The organism is Candidatus Hydrogenedentota bacterium, from assembly GCA_019695095.1.
Lineage (GTDB): Bacteria > Hydrogenedentota > Hydrogenedentia > Hydrogenedentales > SLHB01 > JAIBAQ01.
On the sequence record JAIBAQ010000016.1, the window covers coordinates 1 to 26,542 of the forward strand.

Consider the following 26,542-nt stretch of genomic DNA (forward strand, 5'->3'; position numbering starts at 1 on the left):
TACATGCTGGAAGACCAGACCTACACGGAACGGCAATCCGTTGGCCAACCTGGAACCTGTATCCACTGCCATGGATCGATCTATGTGCCGTACAAGAAGCTGGGCGAAGGCGACCTGATTCGCGGATTCGAGAAGATGAACCAGATGAAGTTTCCGGAAGCGCGCAAGCTGGTGACCCATCCCATCGGATGTATCGACTGCCACGATCCGCAGACCATGGCGCTGCGCGTGACGCGCCCCGGCTTTCTCGAAGGCATAAAGGTCAAGAAGGCGCTGGAAGGCATCAACGACTACGACGTGAACAAGATGGCTTCGCGCCAGGAAATGCGCACCTATGTGTGCGCACAGTGCCACGTCGAGTACTACTTCAAAGGTCCCGAGAAACGCCTCGTGTATCCCTGGATGAAAGGTCTGAAAGCGGACGAGATTCTCGCGTATTACGATGAAGCCGGGTTCAAAGACTGGGCACACGCCGAAACCGGGGCGCCGATGCTGAAAGCGCAGCATCCCGAGTTCGAGATGTGGAGCCAAGGCATTCATGCGCGGTCCGGGGTGGCATGCGCCGACTGCCACATGCCGTATACGCGCGTAGGCGCGCTGAAGATCAGCGATCACCACGTGCAAAGCCCCATGCTCAACATCAACAACGCGTGCCAAACCTGTCACAAGTTCTCCGAGGAAGAGATGCGAGCGCGCGTCGAGAACATCCAAGAGAAGACGTTCGCCATGCGGTCCACCGCGATGGACGCATTGATGCAGCTTATCGACGGCATCAAAGCGGCCAAGGACGCCGGCGCCACCGACGAACAACTGGCCGCGTCGCGCGACTATCAGCGCAAAGCGACCTTCTTGCTGGACTTTGTCGAAGCCGAGAATTCCACCGGCTTCCACGCCCCGCAAGAGGCCGCTCGAATCTTGTTCCTTTCCCTGGAAAATGCCCGCAAAGGCGAGCTGGCGCTACCGGTCATGCAGACCAGCGCCGTCGCCGCCAGCGCTTCCCAGCCCCCTGCGGCGGTCCCTGAAACGGCCGCTCCCGCGTCTTCTATAGGAGGCCAAACGTAAAGGAGTCCTTATGTCCACAGAGACGGTGTCTACGGCGCTTAGCAGTGAAGACGTCGCCTTGGCGCAAGCGTTCGGAGCGCGCACCAAGGAGCTGCTCGAGGAGATCCACAAGGTCATTGTGGGTCAGGACCGAATCGTCATGCAGGTGCTTACCGCCATGTTCGCGCGGGGACACGGACTCATTATCGGTGTGCCGGGTCTTGCGAAGACGTTGCTCGTGCGCACCTTGGCGCAATGCATGGGGTGGGAGTTCAAGCGGATTCAGTTCACGCCCGACTTGATGCCTTCGGACATCACCGGCACGGAGATTCTCCAAACCGACTCCGCATCCGGACAACGTCACATGACCTTTGTGAAGGGCCCGCTCTTCGCGAACCTGATTCTCGCCGACGAGATTAATCGGACTCCGCCCAAGACGCAGGCCGCATTGCTCGAAGCCATGCAGGAATTGACCGTCACATCCGCCGGGCACAGCTATCACCTCGATCCTCCGTTCTTCGTGCTCGCGACGCAGAATCCCATCGAGCACGAAGGCACCTATCCGTTGCCCGAGGCGCAACTCGACCGTTTCATGTTCAGCATCAACATCGCGTATCCGACGCGCGAAGAAGAGTTGCGTATCGTCGAAGAAACGACCGCGCGCGAGATTCCGCCCGTAAGGAAAGTGTTCACAAAGGAAGAGGTGCTCAAATTCCAGGCGCTGGTGCGGCGCGTGCCCGTGTCGGCCCATGTGATGCAGTATGCGGTGGACCTTGCGCGCGCGACGAGACCCGTCGGCGCGGAAGCCGATCCCTTCGTCCGCGAATACGTCGAGTGGGGCGCCGGACCGCGCGCGTCGCAGTATCTCATTCTCGGGGCCAAAGCGTTGTCGCTGCTCCACGGCAAGCCGTCGCCCTCCGCGGTGGAAGTGAGAACGGTCGCGCCGTCCGTGCTTCAGCACCGCGTGATTCCCAACTACAAGGCCACCGGCGAAGGCATAACGTCGCTGCAGATCGTTGAGCGGCTCTTGAAGAACGCCAAAGAGCCCGACTATCGAGGCAAATGATCAACTTTCCAAAACCGCCGCCGCTCCCCTCGCGCAAGCGCGACGCGCCGCAAGACGCGTCCGCCAAGAAGCGCGCGTGGAAATACCTCGGCCCGGAAGAACTGCTGGGTCTGAAGAACCTGTACTTCGCCGCGCGCGTGATTGTCGAAGGAGCGTATGCGGGCGGGCACAAGTCGCCGTACAAAGGTTCCGCGGCCGAGTTCGTGGACTACCGCGAATACTATCCCGGCGATGAGATCCGGAGTATCGACTGGAAAGCCTACGCGCGGACCGACCGCTATTTCGTGAAGCTCTTCGAAAAAGAAACGGACATGACCGCCCATCTCCTCGTGGACCGCAGCGCCTCCATGGGATACGGCGGCAAAGACTACAAGCACGTATTTCCCACGCAGGAAATGTCCAAACTCGATTACGCGGCCTATCTTGCCGCCGCGCTGGCTTACTTGCTGGTGAAGCAGGGCGATCGTGTCGGCCTGACGCTGTTCGACAAGAAGATTACTGGACACGTTCCCGCGGGCAGCAGCTTTGCGCACCTCAACGCCCTGCTGAGTCTTCTGGAACGTCAACGCGCAGGCCGCACGACGTCGATCTCAAAGACGCTTCGAGACGCCTATGCCCTGTTCAAGCGGCGCGGAATGCTCATTGTCATTTCCGATTTCCTGGACGATCCACTCGAGATCTTTCGCGCGCTGGACATGTACCGCCACCGAAACTTCGAGATCATTCTCTTTCATATACTCCATCGCTACGAGGCCAAGCTTCCGCCGTTGGCGAATGTGAATTTCGTCGATGCCGAAACCGGTGAGTTCCTGACCACGACCCCCTCGGACATCGCGGCGCAGTACGAAAGCGAGTTGCAGTCCTTCATGGACACATTATCGTCGTACGCGCAGGCGCGAAACATCGATTACAACTGCGTCAATACCCAAACGCCGCATAGCGATGTTCTGCAACGCTACCTGTTGCGGCGGGGCGGGGTGCAGTGATGAATCTGACGAATCTCATATTCACAAATCCCGCGCTTTGGGCCGGAGCGCTCGCACTGTTTGCGCCGGTTTTGATTCATCTTCTCACGCGGCGAACGCCCCGGCGTCTGGTTTTTCCGACGTTGCGATTCATCAAGGCCGCGCAGGCGAGTCAGTCCTCGCTATTTCGAATTCGCCATCTGCTGATGCTGATTGTGCGCACGGCCTTTGTGTTGTTTCTGCTGCTCGCGTTCTTGAAGCCGGTTATGCACGCCGGTGTCACCACACCACCCGAATTGCGTGGACGTTCCGCACACGTCATCGTTCTTGACGCTTCGCTTAGCATGAGCTTTCAGGCGAGCGGAAACTCGCCGTTTGCCAAAGCACAATCCATCGCGGTGCGCATCGCGGAAAGTCTGGCGCCCGAAGACTCCGCCAACCTGATCATTGCAGGCGGTCGCCCAACGCCGTCATTCACCGCGCCCGCATCCAATCCGATCTATCTGAAGCGCGACATTCTGAGCGCAAAACCGACCATGGAGCGGGCCGATGTCGATGCCGCGCTGGCCGAAGCGGTCAACCAGCTTGGCCAGGCACCGCAGCCGTTCAAGGTGCTGCACATTGTGTCGGATTTTCAGCGCGCAAACTGGTCGGCGGCAGCCTTCAAGAATGTGCCGCCGGAAGTGAAGGTGTTGTTTCTTAATGCGGGCGACACGGCGCGGCCCAATACCGCCATAGCGGAAATCACACTGAGTCCCCGGTCGCCCGTGGTATCGGAAGACACGGAAATCACGTGCAAAGTCGCCAACTACGGGCCGGAAGACCACCGCATTCCCGTACAACTTCAGTTTGGAGAGGATGCGCCGCTGCAACGAGACGTCGATGTCACGGCGGGCGCGACGGCATCTGTCACGTTTCGGGTTCGCGCCGGCAAGCCCGCCTTTTACGAAGGTATCGTCAGCATACCCGACGACGGGCTCCCCGCGGACAACCGCCGGTTCTTCACGATGAACGTCAGCGACCGTGTTCATGTCGCGTTTCTAAACGACACCGGCGCAGGCGACAGAAACGCCGGCAGCCGTGCGTTGTTGCGGGCGCTGGACCCTTATTACGATGACGCAACCCGATCCACGGACACCGCGCAGACGCGAGGCAAGCTTCAGGTGCACGCGATGCCGTCGGACGATTTCGACACGTTTGCCGCGTCGAACGCGCACATTGTTGTTATCGAGGGTGTGCTGACCTTCTCCGAGAAGACCGCGGATACGCTCTTGGAGTACCTGAGAAACGGCGGGGCCGTGGTCTATTTCATCGGCGACGCCGCCGATGCCGCCAATCTAACCCTGATGCAGACACGGGCAGCCAATCAGTTGACCCTTCCCTTCACACCGGGGGCAGTCCGCGATTTTGGAGGCGGAGCAACGGAGCCGGATAGTCCTGCGTTGACCTTTGCGCAGGCGAATTTTGACGATCCCATGCTGAAACGTTTTCGTGACCTGCGCGAGCTTGCCGAGGTGCGCTTCACGCGCGCGCTGCAGACCGAACGGAGCAAGGGCAAAGGACAGGTACTCATACGCTTTAACGACGAGACCATCGCCATGGCCAAAGCTCCGTTAGGCGCGGGGACCATGCTTTTGTGCAACTTCTCCCTCGCGCGCAACGCGAGCGATTTTGCACGGCGGCCCCTGTTTGTGCCGTTCGTGCATGAATTGCTTCTGGGCATGCGTCCCCTCGCGGGTTCGGGTCGAGAGTCACACGTTGGACAAGCGGCTTCGGGCACTATCCCCATGCCCGCCACGGCGCAGTCGGTACGGTTTACCGGGCCGTCGGGCGTTGCGGAAAACGCGACCATCACTCGGAGCGAGACGGAAGCCGCCGTCATCATCACACAGACACGCGAACCCGGTTTCTACCGCGTATACGCGGGCGATAGGTGTATGGGGGCGATTCCCGTGAATATCGATCCGCGCGAAAGCAATCTGGAATCGTTGACCGAGGCCCAGTTGCTGGAATTGACACAGCGCAAGGACGGAGGCGTCGAAGTGGCCTCGGGAAGCGACGCATCGGCCATCATGAAGGCAATCGAAGGAAAACCGCTCTGGCACTACTTCCTGGTCGCGGCTTTGTGCGCGCTTGCATTGGAGCAAGGACTTCTCCTTGCGCTGAGGCGGTGACACGATGCAGGGCTTTTCCATACAACCTCCATTTCCAGCCGCCGCGATTCTCGGGCTTGGCGCGCTCGTGATCGGTCTCGTGGTGGTGGGCTATATGCGCGCCCCCGCCAAGGGATGGGCGCGGACGCTTCTGGCGATTGTGCGGATTGTCGCGGTGCTTGGTCTGACCATCGTGCTGTTGCGGCCCATGCGGCTGGCGCCCGACAAGCGAATCGACGAGAAGCCCGTATTCGCGGTGCTGGTGGATGCATCGCAAAGCATGTGCACGGAGGACATCGACGGCAAAGCGCGGTACCAGGCTGTGACCGACGCGCTTAAGCCCATGCAAGAGCAACTACAGCGAGGTTTTGCGGAGGAGTTCGACGTGAAGGCGTACATCTTCTCCAACGCGTTGACTCCGGCCTCGCTCGGGCAGTTGCTGAACATGCCGTCTCCAACCGGAAGTATCACCGACATCGGCACCGCGTTGACGGACTCCGCCAGCATCGCGGGGAGCCGAAAGCACGCCGGAGTGCTCCTCATTTCGGACGGACGCGAGAATTCGGGCAGCAGTGTGCAGCAAGCGGCCATGGCGCTGAAAGGGATGAAGGTGCCGGTGTGGACCGTGCCCGTTGGTAGCGTGACGCAAGCTAAAGACCTGTACGTGACGGCGCGCCTGTCGTCAAACTTCCTGTTTGTGAAGCAACCCGCGAAACTCAAAGCGGCCCTGTCGCACTCGGGCTACGAGAACTTGTACGCGACGGTCGAACTGTATCGCGAAGACGCGCTTGTCAATACGCAACAGGTGATGTTGAAAGCGAGTACAACCGACGTGGAATTTCCATTGCTGGAGGATCACGAAGGCGTATACCGGTATTGCGTGAAAGTGAAACCGCTTCCGGGCGAAGCAGACGTCAAGAACAACGAGCGCACGGTCTTTGCGCGCGTCGCCGACGAGAAGAACAAGGTGCTGATTGTGGAAGCGCGTCCCTATTGGGACACGAAGTTTCTGCTGCGGGCTTTGCAGAAAGATCCGAACCTCGAAGTGACGGCGGCGTTTTTGTTGAACCGCGAAAAGGTCTTTACCGTGGCGCAACAAGCCGCCAGCGATATCGCGGCAACCGCGCAGGTTACCTCGGGCGTAGCCATGCCGCGAACGCGCGAGGACCTCTTCAAATACGATTGCCTTGTGTTCGGACGCGGAGCCGATACGGCCTTCTCCGCCGAAGAGCTGAAACTGCTGAAGGACTACCTCACGATTCGCGGCGGCAGTGTGTTGTTTTCGCGCGGTAAGGCCTACGGATTCGAGAACATCGATTTGGCGGACCTGGAACCGGTCGAATGGTCGCAAGATGCGCTTCACAATGTGCGATTCGAGTTGACCGCGGACGGCAAGATCAATCCCACGTTTGCATTTGGCGCGGGACTGCCTGCGGACACGGTCATTCGCGAATTGCCTGCCATGGTCAGCGTGACGCGCGTGAAGGCCGAGAAATCACTTTCGGTAATCCTGGCGCGCAGCGCGGACAACACGAGCGGCGAATCGCTCGCCACGATTTCCTATCAGCGATACGGCAAAGGCAAAGTCATGACCGTCGGCTCGACGGGTCTGTGGCGGTGGGCGATGACGCCGCCGGAACTCGACAAATACGATGACGTGTTCGTGCGATTCTGGACGCAGATGATCCGCTGGCTTATTTCGGAATCGGATTTCTTGCCCGGGCAGGACATCTCGTTTCGCACGGACCAGTATTCGTACGCCTTGGGCGATCCGGTGCGATTCATCGTTGAGACCAAGTTTGTCGACACCGCGGCGTATCAGCCGCAAGCGGTTCTTACGCAGCCGAACGGCGAAACGGCCACGCTGACGTTCGAGCCCCTGCCCGACCGGGAAGGCTCGTTCGCGGTGACCTACCCTCCGAAAGACGAAGGCGAATACAGCGCCGAGTTGGCGCCGGGCCCTGCCAAAGATACGGTGCAGCGCGTCCGCTTCACGGTGTATTCGGATAGCGTCGAGAATCGCTTCGTGGCCGCGGACGAGGAACTCATGCGGCAAGTGGCTACCGTGACCGGCGGTGAAACATTGAAGCTGAATCAGCTTCCGGATTTGCCGGACAAGGTTCGCGCATTTGAACGATTGACGCGCATGGAGATAAAGCCCAAAGACGCCTGGGACACGCGGGCGATCTTCACCGTGTTGGTTTGCCTGCTGGCCTTCGAGTGGTTCGTGCGCAGGCGGGCGGGGCTGGTCTGATGAAATGGTATAGTAAGAGAGCACTTCAAAGCGGCGGTCACGCCGCGCGAGGCCGAGCATGGACAGCGAAGCACTGATACTGACGAAAGCGGTAGAAGGGTTCGCAGCCGCGCGGCGCCGGCAAGTGCTTAGGCTGGCGCTGGTTCGAGGAGTGTGGGCGGCCGGCGTGGCCATGCTTGCGCTGGTCTACGCGGATCTGCTCTTGCAGCTTTTGCCCGAAGCGCGGCTTTTCATGACTGCCACCGCCGGCGCCACGATCCTTGCTGTCGTATTCGCCGCGTACCGTTGGGCAACGCGCACGCCATCCGAGCAGCGCATGATCGCGCGAATCCTCGAAGTGCGCGACGACTCGCTTCAGAACGATCTGATCAATGCCATCGACTTCGAAGACGCCTTGAAGAAGGGCGTGACGCCAGACATTTCCAGCGATCTCATGCGCAAGGAAATCGACGTCGCGGCGCAGAAGCTCGGCTCCGTGACCGATCCGGCGGAAGCCTTGAAGCCGCCCGAATTAACGCGCGACTATTGGCGGCTCGCGAGCGTTCTTGTATTATGCCTGGCCTTAACCGCTTTCTTCCCGCGAGTCTTTGGCGCGATCATTCCGCGCTACCTCGACCCCTACGGCGACCATCCGCCCTATTGCGCAACAAACTTCGTAGTCGAACCCGCGGGCGGAACCATCGACTACGGCGAGGATTACACCGTACGCGTGACGACCTCGGGGCGCGACGTGGATAACGTCGATCTCGCCGTGGAAGACATGCAAGGGAATCTTATCTCGCGGCAGCCGATGCTCGACGGCGGCGAAGAAGGATTTACGAAGACCTTCGAGAACGTTCGCGACGACGTGCGTTACTACGCGGCGATCGAGCGAGGGCGAAGCAAGCGGTATGCCCTCACGCTCACCAAAAACCCGCGCTTCGATTCCGTCGTCGTATCGTACGAGTTTCCGCCGTACACGCATATTCAGCCGAAGACGCGCCTGCTCGGAACGCCCGCCGAAGTGAAGGCCTATGCAGGAACCAAGGTGACGCTGTCCGTGACGTCGAACAGGCCGTTGAAGGGCGGACCGTTGAACGTGTACGGCGAGGCATCGGAAATGACGCCGACTACGGACCCTAACACGGTGAGCGGCGCGTTCATGCTGAGCAAGGCCGGCGATTTCTCGGCCAAGCTGATCGACGTGGACGGACTCGAGAGTCGCGCCACGTACACCGGTGCGATAGCTGTTGTTCCCGACGAGAAACCGGAGATCGCCGTCGTATCGCCGGGGCACCATAGTTTCGCAACGCCGTCCGCAAAAGTTCCGTTGATCATTGAAGCGAAAGACGACCTCGGTATCGCGAAGGTTACGCTGTACCGCAACCTCAACGATATGCCGGATTCCTCCAAGATTCTGTTCACAAGCGATGGCGGTGAAGTTTTCGCCAATCCCATCGAGGTGTTGGACCTCGCTGATTTAGGCGTGCGCCCCGGCGACATCATCGATTACTACGTCACCGCAACGGATACGTTGCCGGACTCGCCTCAAACGGCGGCTTCTCCTTCCTATCGGCTCGCGATTATCTCGGACGATGACTACAAGGAGTTCATGCAATCGCAGACGACGGCGCAGGAACTCAAAGATAAGTACGACGCGCTGTTGAATGAGTTGGACGAAATCAAAAGCGCTCAGCAGGCCCTCGCCGAAAAGACAAAGGCATTGGAGGAGAAACTGGCGCGGGAAGGTTCCTTGTCTGCCGACGAGCAAAAGGAATTGCAGGAGGCGCAGGCCGAACAGGCCAAGTTGAAAGAGCGCGCCGACGCCCTCGCTCAGAAGATGAAGGACGAAGCCGCTGCGCCTCCCATATTCGACATCGAGAAGGACTACAAGAAAGCTCTCGCGGATATGGCGGAGCGTGTCGCGCGCGCCGGCGAGATGATGCAATCGAGTCAGGAGAACATGCAGAAGGCGGAAGCCGCGCAGGATGCGGCGCAACGGGCGGGCGCGTTGCAGCAGTCGCAAGGAAATCAGCAAGAGGCGCTGAAGGAATTGGGAGAGACCTCTCAGGAATATCGCGACCAGATACAAAAGGCGAACGAAGAATTGGCGAAGGTTTACGACCTGATGGCCGACGTGGAGGTGTTCAAGCAGTTGTTTGCCGCACAACAGGATGTGGAACGGCAAGCGCGTTCGTTGAAGAGCATAACCACGCCCACCTTGGATGAGCAGATTAGACTCAAGGAACTCGCGGACCTTCAGGACCAGATACGGCAAGGATTGGAGCAGCTCTCCAAGGATCTTCGGACGCACGCGGCGAATGTCGAGAAGGACTACCCAAAGGTCGCGCAGGATGCGCGAGATATCGCAGACGAGATGGAGCAGCGGAAAATCGCCGGTCTGATGAAGGATGCGATGGACCGCATGACCGCGGGTGATGCGCCGCAGGGACACGGCAACGCGCAACGAGCCGTGGAAGAGATGAAGGCGATGGTGAAGTTCGCTCAAATGGGACAAGGAGCAGGCTCGGCCTGCGAATTCCGGTTGCGCATTATGATGGGAATGAATCCCGGCGGGACGATGGGGCAGTTGGGCAAGAGTCTCGGTTCGATGATGGGGCAAGGCCTCGGCATGGGGGCGGGCGGTCAAGGCGGCATGTCGGCCAGTTCGGCGCAGTTCAATGTCTACGGCTCCGAATCGCCCAACGGCAAGCCCGATAAAGAAAATCCCGCGGGTTCGCGCCGTATGCACGATGCGCAGGCGGACCCGGTGGCGCCCGAATCGCTTGCGGGCAGCATCGAAGAAGCACCCATTCCCAAGAGTTACGAACTCGATTCCGAATCGGGCGGCGCGGAACGCTTCATGGATTCGTATCGCTCGCTTATCGAAGCGTACTTCCGGCGCGCCGCCGAGGAGAAATGACATGCGAACAGCGAACAGGATATGGCAAAGCGCGGTTTGGGCTTTCTGCGTAGGGGCCTTGTTGATGGGAGTGGCCGGGGATCCTCCCCCGAATCCCGTACCCCAAGATAATGCCGTGCTTTCCCCTGGGAAAGAAGACTTGGTGCGCTGCGCCAATCTCGTGTATGCGGGCTCGAAGAGTTCAGTGTGCTTCAGTGACAAGTTCATGACCGAGGTTAAGCGGAACACCTTTGTTGAGGTGGACAGTTCGTTTACCCCGGTACGCCTGGCGAAGGAAGACCTGTTCGATTTCCCGTTCGCGATCATGACCGGCGAGGGAACCTTCTCGTTACTGGAACAAGAACGCCAGAACTTGCAGGCCTACTTGAAGCGAGGCGGATTTCTGCTGGCTTCGGCGGGTTGTTCGTCGCGTGAATGGGACCAATCGTTCCGGCGCGAGTTCAAGAAGATTTTTCCGGAGTGCAAGCTTCAGACGATTCCGATCACCCATCCCATTTACCAGACGGTGTATGCGATCAAGCGAGTTAACCTGAAAAACGGAGGCACAACGCTGCTGGAAGGTCTGGAGCTGGACGGGCGGATCGTCCTCGTCTATTCGTCGGAAGGTTTGAACGATACCGGGAGTGTATCCGGTTGTTGTTGCTGCGGCGGCAATGAGGTCAAGAACTCCAAGGACGTGAACACGAATATTTTTACGTACGCATTGACGCATTGAGCTGGCGCCGCAGGGAGACGTTTGCATGAAGAAATGGGTTGTACTCATAGCGCTCACGCTGTCCATCGCGGGCGGCGCCGCCTACCTTGGGCTGGGTGGCGTCTTCGGGCGCGCGCGGACCCCCGTTGCGCCTCCCGTGGCGTTGACGCTCTTCTACACGTGCGACACGCGAGGTCATATCAATCCGTGCAATTGCGAGGCGGGAGTTGCCGGTGGACTTGCCCGGCGCGCCACCTTCGTCAATCAGCGCCGCACACCGCTTTCGCTGTTGGTCGATGCCGGGGACGTGACCTCCGGTCCACGCGAGTGGGAGTTGCTGGAACTGGACTACCTGCTCAAGGGTTATGGAATTCTCAAGTACGACGCAGTAAATGTGGGCGCGCGGGAGGCGTCCATTGCGCTGACCGAACTCAAGAAGATCGCGGCCACGTATCCGTTCTTGGTTTCCGCGAATATCCACGATGGTTCCGGTACGTTGGTGTTCCCGCCGTATCGAGTTGTCGACCTGCCGGAAGGATTTCGCGTGGGTATCCTTGGCGCGCTGGACGAAAAGACGCCAGCCGACGAACTGGGCGCGGGTGTACGTGTTCTTCCGATGCGAGACGCTATCACGCGATACCTGCCGAAGCTGCGGAAGCAAGTCGATTTCGTCGTACTGCTCGCGTTCACGGATGAACAGACCTTGCGCGCGTTGGCCGAGGAGTTCTTCGAAATCGATGTGATTGTCGGCGGAAAAGTGGAGCAACCCTCGGGGACGCCGCTTGAAGTGAACCGATCCACCATTGCGTACATCACCGACAAAGGCAAATCGGTGGGCGAACTGGAATTGAGCTTTGTGGGCGGGCAAAAGGTCGTGACCAAGAACGAAGTCACGATGCTGATGGAAGACGTGAAAGACGATCCCGCCATTGCCGATCTTATTAAAGAGCTTACGAACGAACAGGTGAAGCGCAACTATCCAACGGAGAAGGACGATGAAGAGGGCCTCTCGACCATTGCGCCCGCTGCGTAGTTTTCTGCGCGTGCTTCCGGCACTGGCGTTGCTTTGGACCTCTGCGGGCGATGCGGCGGCGGCCGAGGCCGCGATTACGTGGCAACCGACCTACGAGAAGGCAGTTGAGGAGTCGTTTGTGCAACAGAAGCCGCTGCTGCTGGATTTCACGGCGGAGTGGTGCGGCTGGTGCAAGAAGATGGATGAGGAAGTGTACGCGACGCCCGAGGTATCGGGGATTCTAAAAGACTTCGTCTGTGTGAAGGTGGATATCGAACAGAATCCCGCCGTTGCGCTGGCCTATGAAGTGCAATCCATACCGCGCACGATCATCCTTAGCGCGGATAAACGGATCATATCGGACCAGATGGGGTTCTATACGGCCGATGTATTCGCGGAATTCCTGAAAGAGGCAAAAGACTGGAAGCCGGGTTTAGAACTGCCTCCATCGGCGCCTGAGATTGCCGCAGCGCGCATTGAAGAAACCGTACCCGACACGGTAGACACCCCTGATGCAGCCGCGAAGCTTCTGAGACTGCTGGCGAGTCAGGACGTGGATCTGCGCGCAAAAGCAGAGGCGGCAGTTGTGAAGGCGCTTCCGCAGATGCTGCCAACTTTGGTGAAGGCATTGTCCAGCGAAGTCCTGGCGGAACGCATCGCCGCGCTTGAGGCGCTGCGCAAGAATGGCACGGACGTAGCTCCCTTCGATCCGTGGGCGTCGCGTCCGGAGCGCGACGAAGCCGTGAAGCCATGGCTTGCGTGGCTGGCGCAACAGCCCGCGGTCACTTTGGAAACACCGCAGACACAGACTCCGTGAAAAGGACAACGCCGGTAGTCCATTCATTGACTACCGGCGCTGCCGCTACGAAATCGCCCAGGCCTTCACATTACCGCACTCTTGCGGCCAAAAGACGATCAACTCATTGAAATCATGCGCACGCCAACTGCGCGTCCTTACGCCCGTCCGTGCCGATGGCCTTCAGGTCAAAGGTCTGCTGGAGGATCTTCAACACGTTCGGCGACACGAAGGCCGGAAGCGCGGGCCCGAGCGCGATGCCCTTCACACCGAGGTGCAGCAGGGTAAGCAGCACGGCGACGGCCTTCTGTTCGAACCACGAAATCACCAGAGTCAGCGGCAGATCGTTGACACCGCACTGGAAGGCATTCGCCAGCGCCAAGGCGACCTGCACCGCGCCGTACGCGTCGTTGCATTGACCCATGTCGAGCAACCGAGGAAGACCCGCAACGGTGCCGTAGTCATGTTCGCGAATGCGGAACTTGCCGCAACCGAGGGTGAGGATGATGGACTCCTGCGGCAAGCCTTCCGCGTACTGGGCGAAGTAGTTGCGGCCAGGTTCCGCGCCATCGCATCCGCCGATAACGAAGAAGTGTTTGATCTGGCCCGATTTGACGGCTTCGACGACCTTGTCGGCGAGGCTCAGGATGACGCTGTAGTGGAAGCCGATGGTGGCTTTCTTGGTTGCGGTGGGCTTCAGCGAACCGATTTCCTGCGCCCGCTTGATCACGGCGGAGAAATCGTTGTCCTTGATGCGCTTCGCGCCCGGAACGGCGGTCACACGCGTGGTGAAGAACTTGTCGAGGTACGTGTTCACCGGACTCGGAATCAACACGCAATTCGTCGTGGCCAGGATCGGTCCACCGAACGCCTCGAACTCCATGCGCTGCTTCTGCCACGCGCCGCCGAAATGGCCAACGAGATGCGGATAGGCGCGGAGCTTAGGATACGAATGTGCTGGCAGCATCTCGCCGTGCGTATAGACTTTGACGCCGGTTCCGGCCGTCTGATCGAGAAGGTCTTTAAGGTCGACCATGTCGTGACCGGTCACCAGGATCCCCGGGCCGTCCTGGATGCCTTCAGTCACTTCCACGGGCGTTGGCACGCCGAACTTCTCAATGTGCCCGTCATTAAGCATCTGCATGGTTTTGAGATTCATGCGACCGCATTCAAGCACGAGTTCGAGCAGACTTTCGATGTCGAAATTTACGTTTGTCACCGTTGCGAAGAGAGCTTCTTCGACGAAGGCGTCAATCTCGGAATCGACCTTGCCAAGACGGCGCGCATGATGCTTGTACGCGCACATGCCCTTCAAACCGTAAAGCAAAATCTTCTGCAGAGACTCCATATCCGGGTTCTTGCCGCAAAGCCCCGATTCCGTACAGGCAACTCCGTTTTCCGTTTGTTCACATTGGTCGCAGTGCATGAGGCTCATACGTAGTCTTCCTTTCGACGGAGTGTTCCCGAATCCGTAGCGGGCGTTCGAAACCTGCCCGCAGGGATCTCAGGCTGTTTTTGCTTATCCGCGCGCCACTCATGGCTTCACGGGTTCCTTTTTTTTGTGCTGGACTGGCGCGCCCGAATCGATGCACGACATCTTGCAGCGCACCAGTCCACGCAGGGGGGGAGATGGAAGCGTTTTTTTCTCGATATCTTCAACGGTCCATCGGCCCAACGTGCCGATGATCGCTTGGTGCAATTCCAGCATGGCCGCGTGAAACGCGCATACGACCTTGGAGCTCGCGCCGTCTTGGCAGTAATCGCCGAGAATTCGGCCTTGGCACGCTTCCACAACCTCCAGCAACGTGATCTGGCTGGTCGGACGGCTGAGGCTCACTCCCCCGTGCACACCCCGGTGCGCCAGGAGGAGATTCGCCTTCACGAGGAGCCCCGTGACCTTGGCCATATATGTGGGCGATGCCTTGAGATGAGCAGCCAATTCGCGAGGGGATACCGGTGTGATATCGTTCCGCCTGCTCAGGATGATGAGGGTCTGTACGGCGATCTCAGAAGTCTTCGTCAACATGGGGTGTCTCCAAAGTCTGACAAAGTGTATCCTATTTATACGAAAAATTCAAGCCCCTTCTTTTTTGGGGCCATTGAGCCTAAAAGACGATCTCGCCGAAAGCCTTTGTGCCACGCGGCAATTCTATAATCTTGACCAGCTTTCCCCCGAAAAATCAGATTGAAAACGCATCTCAGCCCCCCGCGCGCATCGGGACTCTGCGGCCCTCGAAGAGCGGCTTGCTTAAGGCGTCGGCAGGAGAAATTGCAGCCCCCTGAGCAAGGGCGTTGACAAACTCTTCTATCTCTGATAACCTATATCTGCTTTGTATGAAATTGCCGCGCGGTACAGTTCGCCACTCCGATGTGTTGAGCCGATCTCTTGAGAGATTGCTGATGCACTCGGACAAGAGGACGCTTCGGGAGTGACCGAAGTAATCTGGTGGGTCCTTCGAGGCGACGGGCTGAGGCGGGGCAAAAATCGGACCGCGGCGAGATTCCCGAAATACGGGACCGCCAAGGGGGTAGACATGCTACTGTCCGAGTCCGGGTCCGGCGGGAGGAGGATCATAGAACCGGGGGGCCGTCGAGGCGTCAATACGCTCGCGGCGGCGGAAAACCCCTTCCGGCGCGTGATGCGCCGCGCGCTCCCGTTCGCGGCGATGAGCGCCGTCCTCCTCATTGCAACTTCCTGTGATTCGCCAACGCCGGGAGTCGAAGCCGCGAGTCTCTTCGAACGAAAGGTTGAAGGCAATCTGTTCGACACGACCCCCGTTCGCGGCGAACTTCGTCCATTGCGCCATCGGCGCAGCGGTTTCGAATACCGTTGCAGCGAGTGCCACACGTCCATTCAAAGCCCTCGCCATCAAAACGAATTCTTGGGCGAACACCGGAATATCGTGCTTGACCACGGGGCCAATCTCTATTGCGTGAACTGCCATCACCCGGTCAATCGAAACGCTTACGTCGATCACGACGGAAGCGAAATCTCATCGACTACACCCGCTCTCCTGTGCCGCAAATGCCACGGTCCCACCTATCGCGAGTGGGAACTCGGCATTCATGGACGCCAGAACGGCTACTGGGACAAAGAAAAGGGGGAAAGGACAAAGCTGCTCTGCATTCAGTGCCACGACCCCCACAGTCCGCGCTTCAAAGCCATGAAACCGGAACCGGCCCCCGCGCGGACTCGGTTCGACCGTAAGGGCGAGGAGTCTCACTCATGACAGAAGAACCTCGAGAGGAAAGCAAGGAAATGAGCCCCAAGGGAATCGAAGTCCCTCGGCGCAATTTCCTCAAGGCCGGCTTCGGAACCATGGCGGCCATAGCCGCACTCGCGGGAGTCTCTGCCCCCTTGGCCTCCCTGACGAAAGGCTTCACCAGTGTCGACGCGTTTCTGCAGCAACACTACAAACGGCTAACTTCGGACGACCTTGACCAGATCCTGCGCCGTCTGGAAGCAGAGATCGCCCGCGACTATGGAGCGCGGGTTCATGTGAACGATGTTCGCCCCATGGATGGCGTCGAATACGGGTATGCGCTCAATCTGAGCCGCTGCAACGGTTCCCGCCGCTGCGTGGAAGCGTGCGTCAAAGAAAACAACCAGACCCGGGACCCGCAGATGCAGTACATCAAGGTCCTGGAAATGTCGAATGGTTCGCTCGACGTCGAGAAGTCCGACCACTACTACGATGTACCCGAAGTCCCCCGCGAAGGGAAATACTACTTGCCCGTACAGTGCCACCAGTGCAAGAACCCGCCCTGCACGAAAGTCTGTCCCGTACAAGCGACATGGACGGAGCCCGACGGCATCACTGTGATCGATTACAACTGGTGCATCGGGTGCCGGTACTGCATGGCCGCGTGCCCTTACGAGGCGCGCCGCTTCAATTTCAGTAAACCTGAGATTCCCGCCGAAGAGATCAACCCGGACATGGCCTATCTGGGCAACCGCATTCGGCCCGCCGGCGTGGTTGAGAAATGCACGTTCTGCATTCATCGGACACGCCGAGGCAGGTACCCCGCCTGCATGGAGGCATGCCCAACAGGAGCGCGCATCTTTGGCAACTTGCTCGACCCCAACAGCGAGATCAACTACATCCTGAAGAATAAGCGCGTGTACATCCTTAAAGAAGAGGCAGGGACCATTCCCCGCTTCTACTACTACTTCGATGTATAGGGAACGCCGATGAGACTACTTAGAAGCTACGTGGCCTTTCTGTTGCGAGCGACTCTATTGAGTTTTACGGGCTCGTGGCGCTTCTACGCGTGGATGACCGTGCTAACCCTGATAGCGGCGGCGGGCGCCTTCGCCTACGCGCGCCAACTCGAACAAGGGTTGGCAATCACCGGCATGACAGACCAGGTCTCCTGGGGCGCGTACATCGCCAACTTCACATATCTCGTAGGCGTGGCCGCGGCCGCGGTCATGCTCGTGATTCCCGCATACATCTACCGGAACAAAGACATGCACGACGTGGTCTTGTTCGGCGAGCTGCTCGCTATCGCGGCCATCATTATGAGTCTGCTCTTCGTCGTCGTAGACCTCGGACGTCCCGATCGGTTCTGGCACCTGATTCCGCGGCTAGGTGTCTTCAACTTCCCCGGCTCCATGCTCTCCTGGGACGTGATCGTTCTGAACGGATACCTGGCGCTGAATCTTCACATCTGCGGGTATCTTCTGTTCATGAAGTACATGAACCGCAAACCCACCCTTGCCTTCTACATGCCGTTTGTGGTCGTCGCAATCGCATGGGCGGTTAGCATCCACACGGTAACGGCCTTCCTCTACGTCGGCCTTGTAGGACGGCCCTTCTGGAACACGGCGATCGTTGCTCCGCGTTTCCTGGGTTCGGCCTTCACGGCAGGTCCGGGAATTCTCATTATCGCCTTCCAGGTTATTCGCCGCCTGACCCATTACGAAATCAGCGATCGGGCGATTCACATGCTGCGCAACATCGTGACGGTGTCGCTGCTGGTCAACCTCTTCCTGTTGGCTTGCGAAGCGTTCAAGGAATTCTACTCCGCCTCCCTGCACAACAGTTCCGCGCGCTACCTGTTCTTCGGACTGCACGGCCACGATGCGCTGGTGCCATGGATCTGGGCGGCAATCGGTATGGAACTGGTTGCGGCCGTAGTCCTCATCGTGCCGCCCCTCGCGCGCCGCATTTCCTTTCTCAACGTGGCTTGCGTGCTGTCGATCGTAGGAATCTGGATCGAGAAGGGCATGGGACTGATCGTACCGGGTTTCGTGCCCACGCCTCTTGGAAACATCGTGGAATATGCCCCCAGCCTCAATGAAGCAATGGTGTGTGTGGGTATTTGGGCATTTGGGCTACTGCTGTTCTCGTGGATGTTGCACATCGCCATACCAATCATGTCGGGCGAGTTCCGGCACGAAACGGCGGAAACGCGCGCCTGATCGGCGGCATACAGGATCGGGAGGAATCGGAATGCGCAAGATGATGGGGTTCAAATGGGCCGTGGCGGCAGCGTTGTGGACGCTTGCAGCGGCCGCGTGGCCGGAGACCGTGGCAGGAGCCGGCTACATGCTGCCCGAACTCTCCGCGGAATCCAAGGCGTGCGCGGAGTGCCACAAGAAGGAGAGCCCGGCTATCTACGAGCAATGGGGCTCCAGCAAACACTTCCGGGGCAACATCGGCTGCATGGAATGCCACCGTGCGGAACCGGACGATCCGGATGCCTGGGTTCACGAAGGCCAGACCATCTCGGTCATCGTCAGCCCGCGCGACTGCGCCCGCTGCCACCCGCGCGAGGTCGAAGAGTTTACGGCGTCGCATCACTCCAAGGCGGCGCGCATCCTTGGTTCTCTCGACAACACCCTTGCAGAGGTTGTCGAAGGAAACCGCGGCTTCATGACGGAAGCTTTCCCGGAAGGCGTTTCCGCGGCGGCGGTGAACGGGTGCTGGCAATGCCACGGTACGGAAGTGAAAGTGCTGCCCGGCGGAAAGCTCGATCCCGCGACGTGGCCGAACACGGGTATCGGCCGCATCAATCCGGACGGGTCAGAAGGCTCGTGCTCCGCTTGCCACTCCCGGCACGGATTCTCCGTGGAGCAAGTGCGCCAGCCCGAGAACTGCGGCAAATGCCACATGGGTCCTGACCATCCCCAGATCGAGATCTACACGGAATCCAAGCACGGCATCGCGTTCCGCGCCAACATCGACAAGATGAACCTGGGCAACGCCAAATGGGTGGTCGGCGAAGACTATAGCGCTGCCCCAACCTGCGCGACGTGCCACATGAGCGCCACGAAGAAGCTTCCCGTTACCCACGACGTAGGGACGCGAATCAGTTGGAACAACCGCCCCGCCGTGTCGGTGCGTCCCGAAGTTGCGGACGCAAAACTCGGCCTGCCCGGCAAAGACTTGACGTGGGAGACACGCCGGGCGCAGATGAAAGAGGTCTGCCTCAGTTGCCACAACACGGTCTTCTTCGACAGCTTCTACAAGCAGTACGACGGGCTGATCGAGCTGTACCATGACAAGTTCGCGAAACCCGGCCTGGCGCTCATGGAAGCCGCCAAGCCTCTTCTTAAGCCGGCTGAGTTCTCCAACGAACTCGACTTCGTCTGGTACGAGATTTGGCACCACGAAGGCCGCCGCGCTCGCCACGGCGCTTCGATGATGGGACCTGATATCACTCACTGGCACGGAACCTACGAGGTTGCCAAGCATTTCTATTCGGAGTTCATCCCGCAGTTGGAGCAACTCGCGAAGGAAGGGCAGGAATCCAGCGACGCCGCCCGGCAGAAGGCGGGGCACGATCTTGCCGCAAAACTCGAGGAGGTCCTGAACAGCGAGAATCACAAGTGGTATCTCGACAAGATGACCCCCGAAGAACGTGAAATGCGCAAGAAGCGTCAGGAAGAGTTCAAGGCGCGTTACGAAGGCCAGGGCGCAGGGAAACCCGCGCAATGACAACGGCGCAGACCGAGGCAGGATGCTGCGAAAGCCCGCCGCTGGGTGAGTGTCTCCGAGTACACGCACTCCTTGCCGCGCGGCGGGCCGTGGCCCGGCTTCATTCGCCGTTAAGCGCCGACAACCTAGGCCAATTCCTGTTGGATTCCGCGTGTCTGCGGTACCCGACCACGCTGGAGTTTGACTCGGAAGGACTTGAGTCGAATCAGTTTGCGCAGCCTTTCCTGGAGGAACGCGACGGCGTGCGATGCTGTGTATTGCGCGTGCATCCGCGCTACGAGTCGAATGCCGAAGCGATTCCCTATTTCGTGGCGTACATGGCGGCGGCGATCAACTACGGACCCTTAGCATCGCCGGACTTGTGCGAGGAGTATGGGGCATCGCTCATGGGACTGGAGACCGACGCGTTCTATACGACGCTGCTTGGATGGGTGGACGGCTAACCGTTCCAGCAAATAACGCAAAAAAGAGGGCCTTGTACCGGCAACAATCGATGCTGGCACAAGGCCCAAACGTTTGTGAGCTTACGGCGCGATCACGCCATCTCCGTCGGCATCCGGGAACGGCAGCACGAAGATCTGCTGGCAGTCCTTGCCTGCGTAGGTCTTGACGAGTGCACCCTGACGATCATACGTCGGTACCGGCTTGACGTACGCGAACAACGAACCGTCTTGCGACCAGACCAACTCCGTGCGCGGCGTATCGCCTTGCGGAGTCAGGAAGACCGATTCGCCGAATCGCGGCCCCGGCGTCACGCACGTGACCACGATGCCGCCGTTGCTCGTACACGCGATGGAATTACCCGAGGGGTGCCAACGAAGTCCCGGACCCGCGCCTTTCGGAAGACGGGTGGCTTGCACGGGGCGATTTGCAGGATCCGGGTCTTGATCGGACCCGTGCGACGGAATGATGAAGATTTGGGTGGTTCCGTCATCCGCCTTGCCGTAGTAGGCGATTCGGTCCCCTTGAACCGTGCCGCGAACAACGCCTTCGGCGTGCGTGTGGGTCAAGCGGCGAATGTTCAATCCCTTGGGCGGAGAAGGATAGCGGGTCGCGGACCCGGAGTCGGCCGTGGTGATATCAACACCAGCCGGCACGTCGACTACAAAGAGCGACTCCTCGTAATTGACCCCATCCGCGGCGCGCACCTTGCCGATGAAGGCCCGCATCAGACCGTGCTTGCCTACCCACGAATCTCCGTATGCCTTCTCGATTTCACCGGGCTTCGCCGTACCCATGGGAACCGGTTTCACCAGGACCGCGAAATAACAACGCGCGCCGTTCGGAGCCTTGGCGTTCGCTTCCATGTAACCAATCGTCCGATCGTACTTCGGTAACAGGAAATCGTCGTAGGTGAAGCCAACACGCTTGCCGTCCAGGGTGTACTCGTGCCGGTGCGTGCCACCGCGGTGGGCTCCCGGAAGCGTGTCGCGCGAGGTGTCAATGTCGCGATAGTCCAGCCAGATTCGCGCACCCGAACCATCGGCCTTAACCTGCGCACCCGTGCGGTTGGGCTTGCCATAGGGTCCCCGCGCCGCCACTTCCTCGAGCAAAGGACCGTGAATGAAGACGACTTCGTCAGTGATGGGGGCATACGACACCGCGCCCACTCCCGGAGCCGGTTTCTCGCCCGTGACCGAAGGAGGCGCGTAGAGAACGGTTTCGATACCGGTCGCAATCTCGACCTTCTCGATGCTCAGCGAATTGTCGATTCCCGGCCCCACTTGTTCGCGCGTGTCATAGCACAGAAACCGCATGTCCGGAGAGAAATTGTCGTTGTTGTCCAGGCTATGGTTATTGGGTGAATACGTGACCTGGCGTTCTTGAGCGTAGAGAGTCGAGTTCATGAAGAAACATCCTGCTGTAGTCGCGAATAGAACGAAGTTGACCAAGGTGGAATAAGGCTTTCTCACACAATTATCCTCGCGGTTGCCACCCAAACCGTTACAATTGCCCGAAATGGCGCGCCTGGGCGCGTTGCGCCGATTATACGCCCGGCGCAACCCAAGTGCACGGAACAGCACGTACTACGCGGTCGAATGGCTCGCCTGGACCGGGGGCGGCCCACAATGCGCATACTACCAGCGCATACAATAACCGTTTGATACAATGGCCGAGCGGGGATATAATTCCCGCTTATTTCGTCAAGGAAAATCGCCCTATGATCAAGGTTGGAGTAGTTGGTACCGGATATGGCGCGCGGGAACTGATCCGCCTGTTGGGCGGACATCCTGAGACGGAACTGGTCGCGGTTACATCGTCGAGTGCGGCCGGTAAGACGCTGGATGAGGTTCTGCCGGCATTTCGCGGCATGTACTCCATTGTGCTGGAGGCTTTCGACGCGAAAGCGCTCAAGGCGAAGTGCGACCTCGTGTGTATCGCGGTGCCGAGCAAGCAATCGATGCCGATGGTGTCTGCGCTTCGGCAGGAAGGCGTCCGGGTATTCGATCTTGGCGGCGATTTTCGGCTGAAAGACCCGGCCCTTTTCGCGAAGTACTACAAGGCCGAGCACACGGCTCCGGAGTTGCTCGCGGATTGCGTGTATGGCCTGCCGCCGTTCTACCGGGAAGAGCTCAAGACCGCACAATTGGTATCGGTACCCGGCTGCTATCCGATTAGTGTCATCCTTCCTCTTCGGCCACTCCTCGAAAATGTCGGCACAGACATCCCGGTAGTGGTCGATTCTATTTCCGGGATATCCGGCGCGGGACGCACACCCAGCGAGGCATACCACTTCCCGGAAATGAACGAGAACCTGAAAGCCTACCGCCTCGGCAATCACCAGCACATTCCCGAGATCGAGCAAGAACTCGGCAACAAGGTAATGGTTCAATTCACGCCGCACGTCGCCCCGCTGACGCGCGGGATATTGACGACGATTACGTTCCGGCCCAACGGCCCCGTGAATCCGGAGGCGGTTTACCGCTGTTACGATTCGGAACCGTTTGTACGTATTCTTCCCCACGGGCATCTGCCCGAGATTCGGTATATTCGTGCGTCCAATTACTGCGATATCGGCTGGACCATGGACGAACGGACGGGCAATTTGCTGATTGTCAGCGCAATCGACAATATGATGGGCGGTACCGCGGGCATGGCGTTACAATGCCTCAACGTAGCGTACGGTTTTGACGAACGCACGGGCCTGAACTTTGGAGGCATGGTTCCATGAAGACCATTCCGGGTGGTGTGACAGCTCCCAAGGGGTATCGCGCATCGGGTGTGGCGGCAGGTATCAAGCCCAAGTCGACCAAGAAAGACTGCGCCCTCATCGCCAGCGATGCCATCGCCACAGTCGCGGGCATGTTCACGAAGAACGTGATGAAGTCCCCGCCGGTCGTGTGGAACCAAAGTGTTTGCGCGGCAGGGTGCGCCCAATCGGTGTTCATCAACAGCGGCAATGCGAATGCGGCAACCGGGGAATCCGGTGCAGCCGATGTGCGGAAGACGGCCGACCTTGTAGCCGATGCGCTGGGCACGCAGCCCGGCACCGTGTGCCTTTGCAGCACGGGAGTCATCGGTGTGCCATTGCCGATGGACCGCATCGCGAAGGGTGTGGTGGAATGCGCTGCCGCGCTGTCGCCCGCAGGCAGTGCCGACGCCGCCGCGGCGATCATGACGACGGACACCGTACCCAAGGAAGTCGCCTACGAAGTACCTCTATCCTCGGGCGTTGTGCGGATGGGCGCAATCGCCAAAGGTTCAGGAATGATTGCGCCGAATATGGGCACGATGATTTGCGTGATCACGACGGACGCGACCATCGCGGCGAAGCCGTTGGCCAACCTCTTGCGCGACGCCGTCAATCTGTCGTTCAACTGCATCAGTGTTGACAACGACATGAGCACGAGCGACACGGTGTTGTGTTTTGCGAACAGCGCAGCGAACCTGCCGAATCTGGAACCGGGCACGGCGGATTACGAAGCGTTTGGAGACGCGCTTACGATCTTGTGCAGAGACGTTGCGCGGAGGCTCGTGCTGGACGGCGAAGGCGCCACCAAGTTTGTGGAAATCGTCGTCGAAGGTACGTCCACCGATTCCGATGCGAAAACGATCGCGCGGGCAATCGCGTTCTCTCACCTATGCAAGACCGCGTTCTTTGGTGAAGACCCCAATTGGGGACGAATCGTATGCGCGGCGGGGTACGCAGGCGTGCCGTTCGATCCGAACGACGTTGCCTTGTGGCTGGACGAGGTACAATTGGTTGAACGCGGGGCGGCCACGGACTACCGCGAATCGGATGCGGCAGCCGTAATGAAGAAGCGGGAATTTCGAATCCGTTTGGATGTGGGGACTGGGCCCGGCCAGGCGCTGTTCTGGACAAGCGATCTCAGCAATGAATATGTGCGCATTAACGCGGATTACCGGTCCTGACGAATTCGCATTGAAGTAAACCGCCGGGCATACCGAGATTCTACCGGGTTAAAACCCGTCTATGAGAGGGACAACGAGATTGAAAGCTATGGACGAGTATATTCAAAAGGCAGCGGTGCTGATCGAAGCGCTGCCGTACATTCGAGAATTCGAGGGCAAAACCGTCGTTATCAAATACGGCGGAGCGGCAATGGAGAATCCCTCGTTGCGCCGGAGTACAACCGAAGACATCGTCCTCATGAAATACGTGGGGATGAACCCGGTGATTGTGCACGGCGGCGGACCAGAAATTAACCGCACGCTTACTCGTCTTGGCGTGGAAACCAAATTCCAAAACGGTCTCCGCGTGACCGATGAAGAAACGGTGAAGGTCGTCGAGATGGTGCTGGCGGGCACGATCAACAAAGAGATCGTAACACTCATCAACAAGGCGGGCGGCAATGCCGTCGGTTTAAGCGGCAAAGACGCCAACCTGCTGCACGCGAAAAAAGTGCAGATGCCGGACGGTTCGGATATCGGTTTTGTTGGTGAGATCGCCAGTGTTCATTATCAGATTATCAACGTGTTGTGCGGCGCGGGCATGATTCCAGTCATTGCGCCGATTGCCACCGACCCGCAGGGCGCGACCTGGAACGTAAACGCGGATACGGCAGCGGGTGAAATTGCCGGAGCGATTCAGGCGGAGAAATTGGTGTTCCTTACCGACACGCCCGGGTTGCTTCGCGACCCGAAAGATCCGAGCTCGCTGATCCACCAGCTTTGTTACAAAGACATCCTGGAACTGACCGCGCAAGGCGTCATTGCGGGCGGAATGATCCCCAAGGTCGAAGCATGCCTGAAAGGACTCGACTACGGAGTCGTGAAGACTCACATTATCGATGGGCGCGTCCCGCATTCCTTGTTGCTGGAGATCTTTACCGATCACGGCATGGGCACCTTGGTAACGCACTGAGGTCGTTCCGCGAGACGTGGTAGGTTTGCTGTCATGTTGAGCGCGGCGGGCCTTCCGAGTACGCTTCTTGAAGCGATCCTGGATTCGATTTTCTCAACCCAACAGCGCAGGTCGAATAGATCCCGCCGGGGAATCTCCGGCGATGATGAACACCAGACGTAATCGGCGTGCTCCTTGCGCCGAGGAGGTAGTGCATGTCGTTGACGGATTATGGCTTTACTTCTCCGATGGACATCATGGAGAAGGGGGGTGTCCTGATGTGGCCGATCCTGGCCACGTCGGTCGTTGCATTGGCCATCGCGCTCGAGCGCTTCTGGTCGTTGCGCCGCGCCACGCTGGACACGCGGGAGTTCATGGATGCCATGCGCGGCACCTTGCGACAGAACCGCATCCAAGAAGCGATTGGGATGTGCGAGGAAGCCGACGCGCCGGTTGCGCGCATCATTCGCGCGGGACTGTTGAAACACGACCGCGGCAAGGACGAAATTCGCGAGGCGATTGAGAATGCCGGTCAGCTTGAGATTCCGCGACTGGAGCGCTTTCTCGCGGCGCTCGCCACGTGCGTGAACATCGCGCCGTTGTTGGGCCTGTTGGGCACGGTGCAGGGCATGATTCTGTGCTTCGCGCGCATTATGCAACGCCAGGGGCAGGTGGTTCCGGCAGACCTCGCCGAAGGTATCCAGAATGCGCTGTTGACGACGGCCTTCGGGCTGACCGTCGCGATACCCGCCATGATTGCGCACAATTACTTCATTACGCGCGTCGAAGGCATGATCCTGGAGATGGAAGTCAGTTCAACGGAATTGTTGGATATTCTGACACAGACTCGCGGCGAGCGAGACGTTTAACAACATGATACTCATCGGAAATCAGGGACTGACCCAAGCGCAGCGAAGCGGAGACGGGTCTGTCCCCGATTTCTGGGTACGGTGAGGGTATGAAATTTCAACGAGTCGGAAGCGGAAAACACCGGGTGCGCGCGAGTCTGGATCTCACGCCCCTGATCGATGTCGTGTTCAACCTCATCGTTTTCTTCATGCTGTCGTCGACATTTGTTGTGCAGACGTCCATTCCGATCGAAACACCGGAGGCTCCGGGTACAGTCAAAATGGAGAACCGGGAGCTGTCCGTGACGCTTCAGTACGGCGATGGCGGGCCAGACGGCAACGGACGCGTGTATGTCGAGAACGATGAGGTGACGACGTGGGACGATCTGTCGCGCAGGCTTGCGGAGGAAGTGGCAAAGAAACCGGATGCGCTCGTACTAATTCGTCCGGATGAGCGCGTGGATACGGGAAGGCTTGTGTATGTGCTGGGCATTGCCACGAGCGTGGGCATCCAGCGATACGGAATCGCCGCGGTTCCGCCGAAGGAACAGTGATGGTCCGC

Annotated in this window: 22 protein-coding genes; 19 read left to right on the forward strand and 3 right to left on the reverse strand. The window is 59.1% G+C overall.

Annotation, left to right across the window (positions count from 1 at the left end):
* The 9 genes from K1Y02_04545 to K1Y02_04585 all read left to right on the forward strand — a co-directional run.
* On the forward strand, positions 1-1,062 hold a 1,062-nt coding region (locus tag K1Y02_04545; GenBank protein ID MBX7255612.1), incomplete at its 5' end, for an ammonia-forming cytochrome c nitrite reductase subunit c552.
* 10 nt (positions 1,063-1,072) lie between these two features.
* Positions 1,073-2,107: a MoxR family ATPase gene (locus K1Y02_04550; protein ID MBX7255613.1), complete on the forward strand. Its 1,035-nt coding sequence runs from the start codon at positions 1,073-1,075 to the stop codon at positions 2,105-2,107.
* Positions 2,104-3,093 (forward strand): DUF58 domain-containing protein, encoded by a 990-nt coding sequence (locus K1Y02_04555; protein ID MBX7255614.1) that lies wholly within the window; start codon positions 2,104-2,106, stop codon positions 3,091-3,093. Before K1Y02_04550 ends, K1Y02_04555 begins: the two co-directional genes overlap by 4 nt.
* Entirely contained in the window at positions 3,093-5,246 is a 2,154-nt protein-coding gene (locus tag K1Y02_04560) for a BatA and WFA domain-containing protein (GenBank protein ID MBX7255615.1), read from the forward strand. The genes K1Y02_04555 and K1Y02_04560 overlap by 1 nt, the downstream gene beginning before the upstream one ends.
* Before the next feature lie 4 nt (positions 5,247-5,250).
* On the forward strand, positions 5,251-7,479 hold the full coding sequence (locus K1Y02_04565) for a VWA domain-containing protein (GenBank protein MBX7255616.1): 2,229 nt from the start codon (positions 5,251-5,253) through the stop codon (positions 7,477-7,479).
* Positions 7,480-7,537: 58 nt separating this feature from the next.
* Positions 7,538-10,381 (forward strand): hypothetical protein, encoded by a 2,844-nt coding sequence (locus tag K1Y02_04570; protein ID MBX7255617.1) that lies wholly within the window; start codon positions 7,538-7,540, stop codon positions 10,379-10,381.
* A 1-nt stretch (position 10,382) separates the two neighbouring features.
* A complete protein-coding gene (locus K1Y02_04575; GenBank protein MBX7255618.1) occupies positions 10,383-11,096 on the forward strand; it encodes a DUF4159 domain-containing protein in 714 nt (237 codons plus the stop codon).
* A 25-nt stretch (positions 11,097-11,121) separates the two neighbouring features.
* Positions 11,122-12,108, forward strand: a complete 987-nt coding sequence (locus K1Y02_04580; protein MBX7255619.1) for a hypothetical protein — start codon at positions 11,122-11,124, stop codon at positions 12,106-12,108.
* Complete coding sequence (locus tag K1Y02_04585; GenBank protein MBX7255620.1) at positions 12,071-12,904, forward strand: thioredoxin family protein; 834 nt, start codon at positions 12,071-12,073, stop codon at positions 12,902-12,904. Before K1Y02_04580 ends, K1Y02_04585 begins: the two co-directional genes overlap by 38 nt.
* Before the next feature lie 112 nt (positions 12,905-13,016).
* Here K1Y02_04585 and hcp read toward each other — a convergent pair whose 3' ends face one another.
* Complete coding sequence (gene hcp / locus K1Y02_04590; GenBank protein ID MBX7255621.1) at positions 13,017-14,309, reverse strand: hydroxylamine reductase; 1,293 nt, start codon at positions 14,307-14,309, stop codon at positions 13,017-13,019.
* Positions 14,310-14,417: 108 nt separating this feature from the next.
* Entirely contained in the window at positions 14,418-14,909 is a 492-nt protein-coding gene (locus tag K1Y02_04595) for an Rrf2 family transcriptional regulator (protein ID MBX7255622.1), read from the reverse strand.
* A gap of 508 nt (positions 14,910-15,417) precedes the next feature.
* Between K1Y02_04595 and K1Y02_04600 the strand changes: the two genes are divergently transcribed.
* From K1Y02_04600 to K1Y02_04620, 5 genes are all read left to right on the forward strand, one after another.
* Complete coding sequence (locus K1Y02_04600) at positions 15,418-16,113, forward strand: hypothetical protein (protein ID MBX7255623.1); 696 nt, start codon at positions 15,418-15,420, stop codon at positions 16,111-16,113.
* A complete protein-coding gene (locus K1Y02_04605) occupies positions 16,110-17,066 on the forward strand; it encodes a 4Fe-4S dicluster domain-containing protein (GenBank protein ID MBX7255624.1) in 957 nt (318 codons plus the stop codon). The genes K1Y02_04600 and K1Y02_04605 overlap by 4 nt, the downstream gene beginning before the upstream one ends.
* A gap of 9 nt (positions 17,067-17,075) precedes the next feature.
* A complete protein-coding gene (nrfD, locus tag K1Y02_04610; protein MBX7255625.1) occupies positions 17,076-18,308 on the forward strand; it encodes a polysulfide reductase NrfD in 1,233 nt (410 codons plus the stop codon).
* A gap of 127 nt (positions 18,309-18,435) precedes the next feature.
* Positions 18,436-19,827 (forward strand): hydroxylamine oxidoreductase, encoded by a 1,392-nt coding sequence (locus K1Y02_04615; protein MBX7255626.1) that lies wholly within the window; start codon positions 18,436-18,438, stop codon positions 19,825-19,827.
* Positions 19,824-20,270, forward strand: a complete 447-nt coding sequence (locus K1Y02_04620; protein MBX7255627.1) for a hypothetical protein — start codon at positions 19,824-19,826, stop codon at positions 20,268-20,270. The genes K1Y02_04615 and K1Y02_04620 overlap by 4 nt, the downstream gene beginning before the upstream one ends.
* An 81-nt stretch (positions 20,271-20,351) precedes the next feature.
* On the opposite strand, the gene K1Y02_04625 is transcribed toward K1Y02_04620, so the two are convergent.
* A complete protein-coding gene (locus K1Y02_04625; GenBank protein ID MBX7255628.1) occupies positions 20,352-21,674 on the reverse strand; it encodes a DUF3748 domain-containing protein in 1,323 nt (440 codons plus the stop codon).
* Between the two features lie 314 nt (positions 21,675-21,988).
* On the opposite strand from K1Y02_04625, the gene argC reads away from it, so the two are divergent.
* From argC to K1Y02_04650, 5 genes are all read left to right on the forward strand, one after another.
* Positions 21,989-22,999: an N-acetyl-gamma-glutamyl-phosphate reductase gene (gene argC / locus K1Y02_04630; GenBank protein ID MBX7255629.1), complete on the forward strand. Its 1,011-nt coding sequence runs from the start codon at positions 21,989-21,991 to the stop codon at positions 22,997-22,999.
* A complete protein-coding gene (argJ, locus tag K1Y02_04635) occupies positions 22,996-24,201 on the forward strand; it encodes a bifunctional glutamate N-acetyltransferase/amino-acid acetyltransferase ArgJ (protein MBX7255630.1) in 1,206 nt (401 codons plus the stop codon). Before argC ends, argJ begins: the two co-directional genes overlap by 4 nt.
* 88 nt (positions 24,202-24,289) lie before the next feature.
* Entirely contained in the window at positions 24,290-25,153 is an 864-nt protein-coding gene (argB, locus tag K1Y02_04640; protein MBX7255631.1) for an acetylglutamate kinase, read from the forward strand.
* Between the two features lie 194 nt (positions 25,154-25,347).
* Positions 25,348-26,001, forward strand: a complete 654-nt coding sequence (locus tag K1Y02_04645; GenBank protein MBX7255632.1) for a MotA/TolQ/ExbB proton channel family protein — start codon at positions 25,348-25,350, stop codon at positions 25,999-26,001.
* 89 nt (positions 26,002-26,090) lie between these two features.
* Positions 26,091-26,534 (forward strand): biopolymer transporter ExbD, encoded by a 444-nt coding sequence (locus K1Y02_04650; GenBank protein ID MBX7255633.1) that lies wholly within the window; start codon positions 26,091-26,093, stop codon positions 26,532-26,534.
* The last annotated feature ends 8 nt before the right edge of the window (positions 26,535-26,542 follow it).

What these genes read in the sequence shown, in the direction of transcription:
- K1Y02_04550 (MBX7255613.1), top strand. Translation starts at nt 1,073, where the DNA reads ATGTCCACAGAGACGGTGTCTACGGCGCTTAGCAGTGAAGACGTCGCC.
- K1Y02_04555 (MBX7255614.1), top strand. Translation starts at nt 2,104, where the DNA reads ATGATCAACTTTCCAAAACCGCCGCCGCTCCCCTCGCGCAAGCGCGAC.
- K1Y02_04560 (MBX7255615.1), top strand. Translation starts at nt 3,093, where the DNA reads ATGAATCTGACGAATCTCATATTCACAAATCCCGCGCTTTGGGCCGGA.
- K1Y02_04565 (MBX7255616.1), top strand. Translation starts at nt 5,251, where the DNA reads ATGCAGGGCTTTTCCATACAACCTCCATTTCCAGCCGCCGCGATTCTC.
- K1Y02_04570 (MBX7255617.1), top strand. Translation starts at nt 7,538, where the DNA reads ATGGACAGCGAAGCACTGATACTGACGAAAGCGGTAGAAGGGTTCGCA.
- K1Y02_04575 (MBX7255618.1), top strand. Translation starts at nt 10,383, where the DNA reads ATGCGAACAGCGAACAGGATATGGCAAAGCGCGGTTTGGGCTTTCTGC.
- K1Y02_04580 (MBX7255619.1), top strand. Translation starts at nt 11,122, where the DNA reads ATGAAGAAATGGGTTGTACTCATAGCGCTCACGCTGTCCATCGCGGGC.
- K1Y02_04585 (MBX7255620.1), top strand. Translation starts at nt 12,071, where the DNA reads ATGAAGAGGGCCTCTCGACCATTGCGCCCGCTGCGTAGTTTTCTGCGC.
- hcp (MBX7255621.1), bottom strand. Translation starts at nt 14,309, where the DNA reads ATGCACTGCGACCAATGTGAACAAACGGAAAACGGAGTTGCCTGTACG.
- K1Y02_04595 (MBX7255622.1), bottom strand. Translation starts at nt 14,909, where the DNA reads ATGTTGACGAAGACTTCTGAGATCGCCGTACAGACCCTCATCATCCTG.
- K1Y02_04600 (MBX7255623.1), top strand. Translation starts at nt 15,418, where the DNA reads ATGCTACTGTCCGAGTCCGGGTCCGGCGGGAGGAGGATCATAGAACCG.
- K1Y02_04605 (MBX7255624.1), top strand. Translation starts at nt 16,110, where the DNA reads ATGACAGAAGAACCTCGAGAGGAAAGCAAGGAAATGAGCCCCAAGGGA.
- nrfD (MBX7255625.1), top strand. Translation starts at nt 17,076, where the DNA reads ATGAGACTACTTAGAAGCTACGTGGCCTTTCTGTTGCGAGCGACTCTA.
- K1Y02_04615 (MBX7255626.1), top strand. Translation starts at nt 18,436, where the DNA reads ATGCTGCCCGAACTCTCCGCGGAATCCAAGGCGTGCGCGGAGTGCCAC.
- K1Y02_04620 (MBX7255627.1), top strand. Translation starts at nt 19,824, where the DNA reads ATGACAACGGCGCAGACCGAGGCAGGATGCTGCGAAAGCCCGCCGCTG.
- K1Y02_04625 (MBX7255628.1), bottom strand. Translation starts at nt 21,674, where the DNA reads ATGAACTCGACTCTCTACGCTCAAGAACGCCAGGTCACGTATTCACCC.
- argC (MBX7255629.1), top strand. Translation starts at nt 21,989, where the DNA reads ATGATCAAGGTTGGAGTAGTTGGTACCGGATATGGCGCGCGGGAACTG.
- argJ (MBX7255630.1), top strand. Translation starts at nt 22,996, where the DNA reads ATGAAGACCATTCCGGGTGGTGTGACAGCTCCCAAGGGGTATCGCGCA.
- argB (MBX7255631.1), top strand. Translation starts at nt 24,290, where the DNA reads ATGGACGAGTATATTCAAAAGGCAGCGGTGCTGATCGAAGCGCTGCCG.
- K1Y02_04645 (MBX7255632.1), top strand. Translation starts at nt 25,348, where the DNA reads ATGTCGTTGACGGATTATGGCTTTACTTCTCCGATGGACATCATGGAG.
- K1Y02_04650 (MBX7255633.1), top strand. Translation starts at nt 26,091, where the DNA reads ATGAAATTTCAACGAGTCGGAAGCGGAAAACACCGGGTGCGCGCGAGT.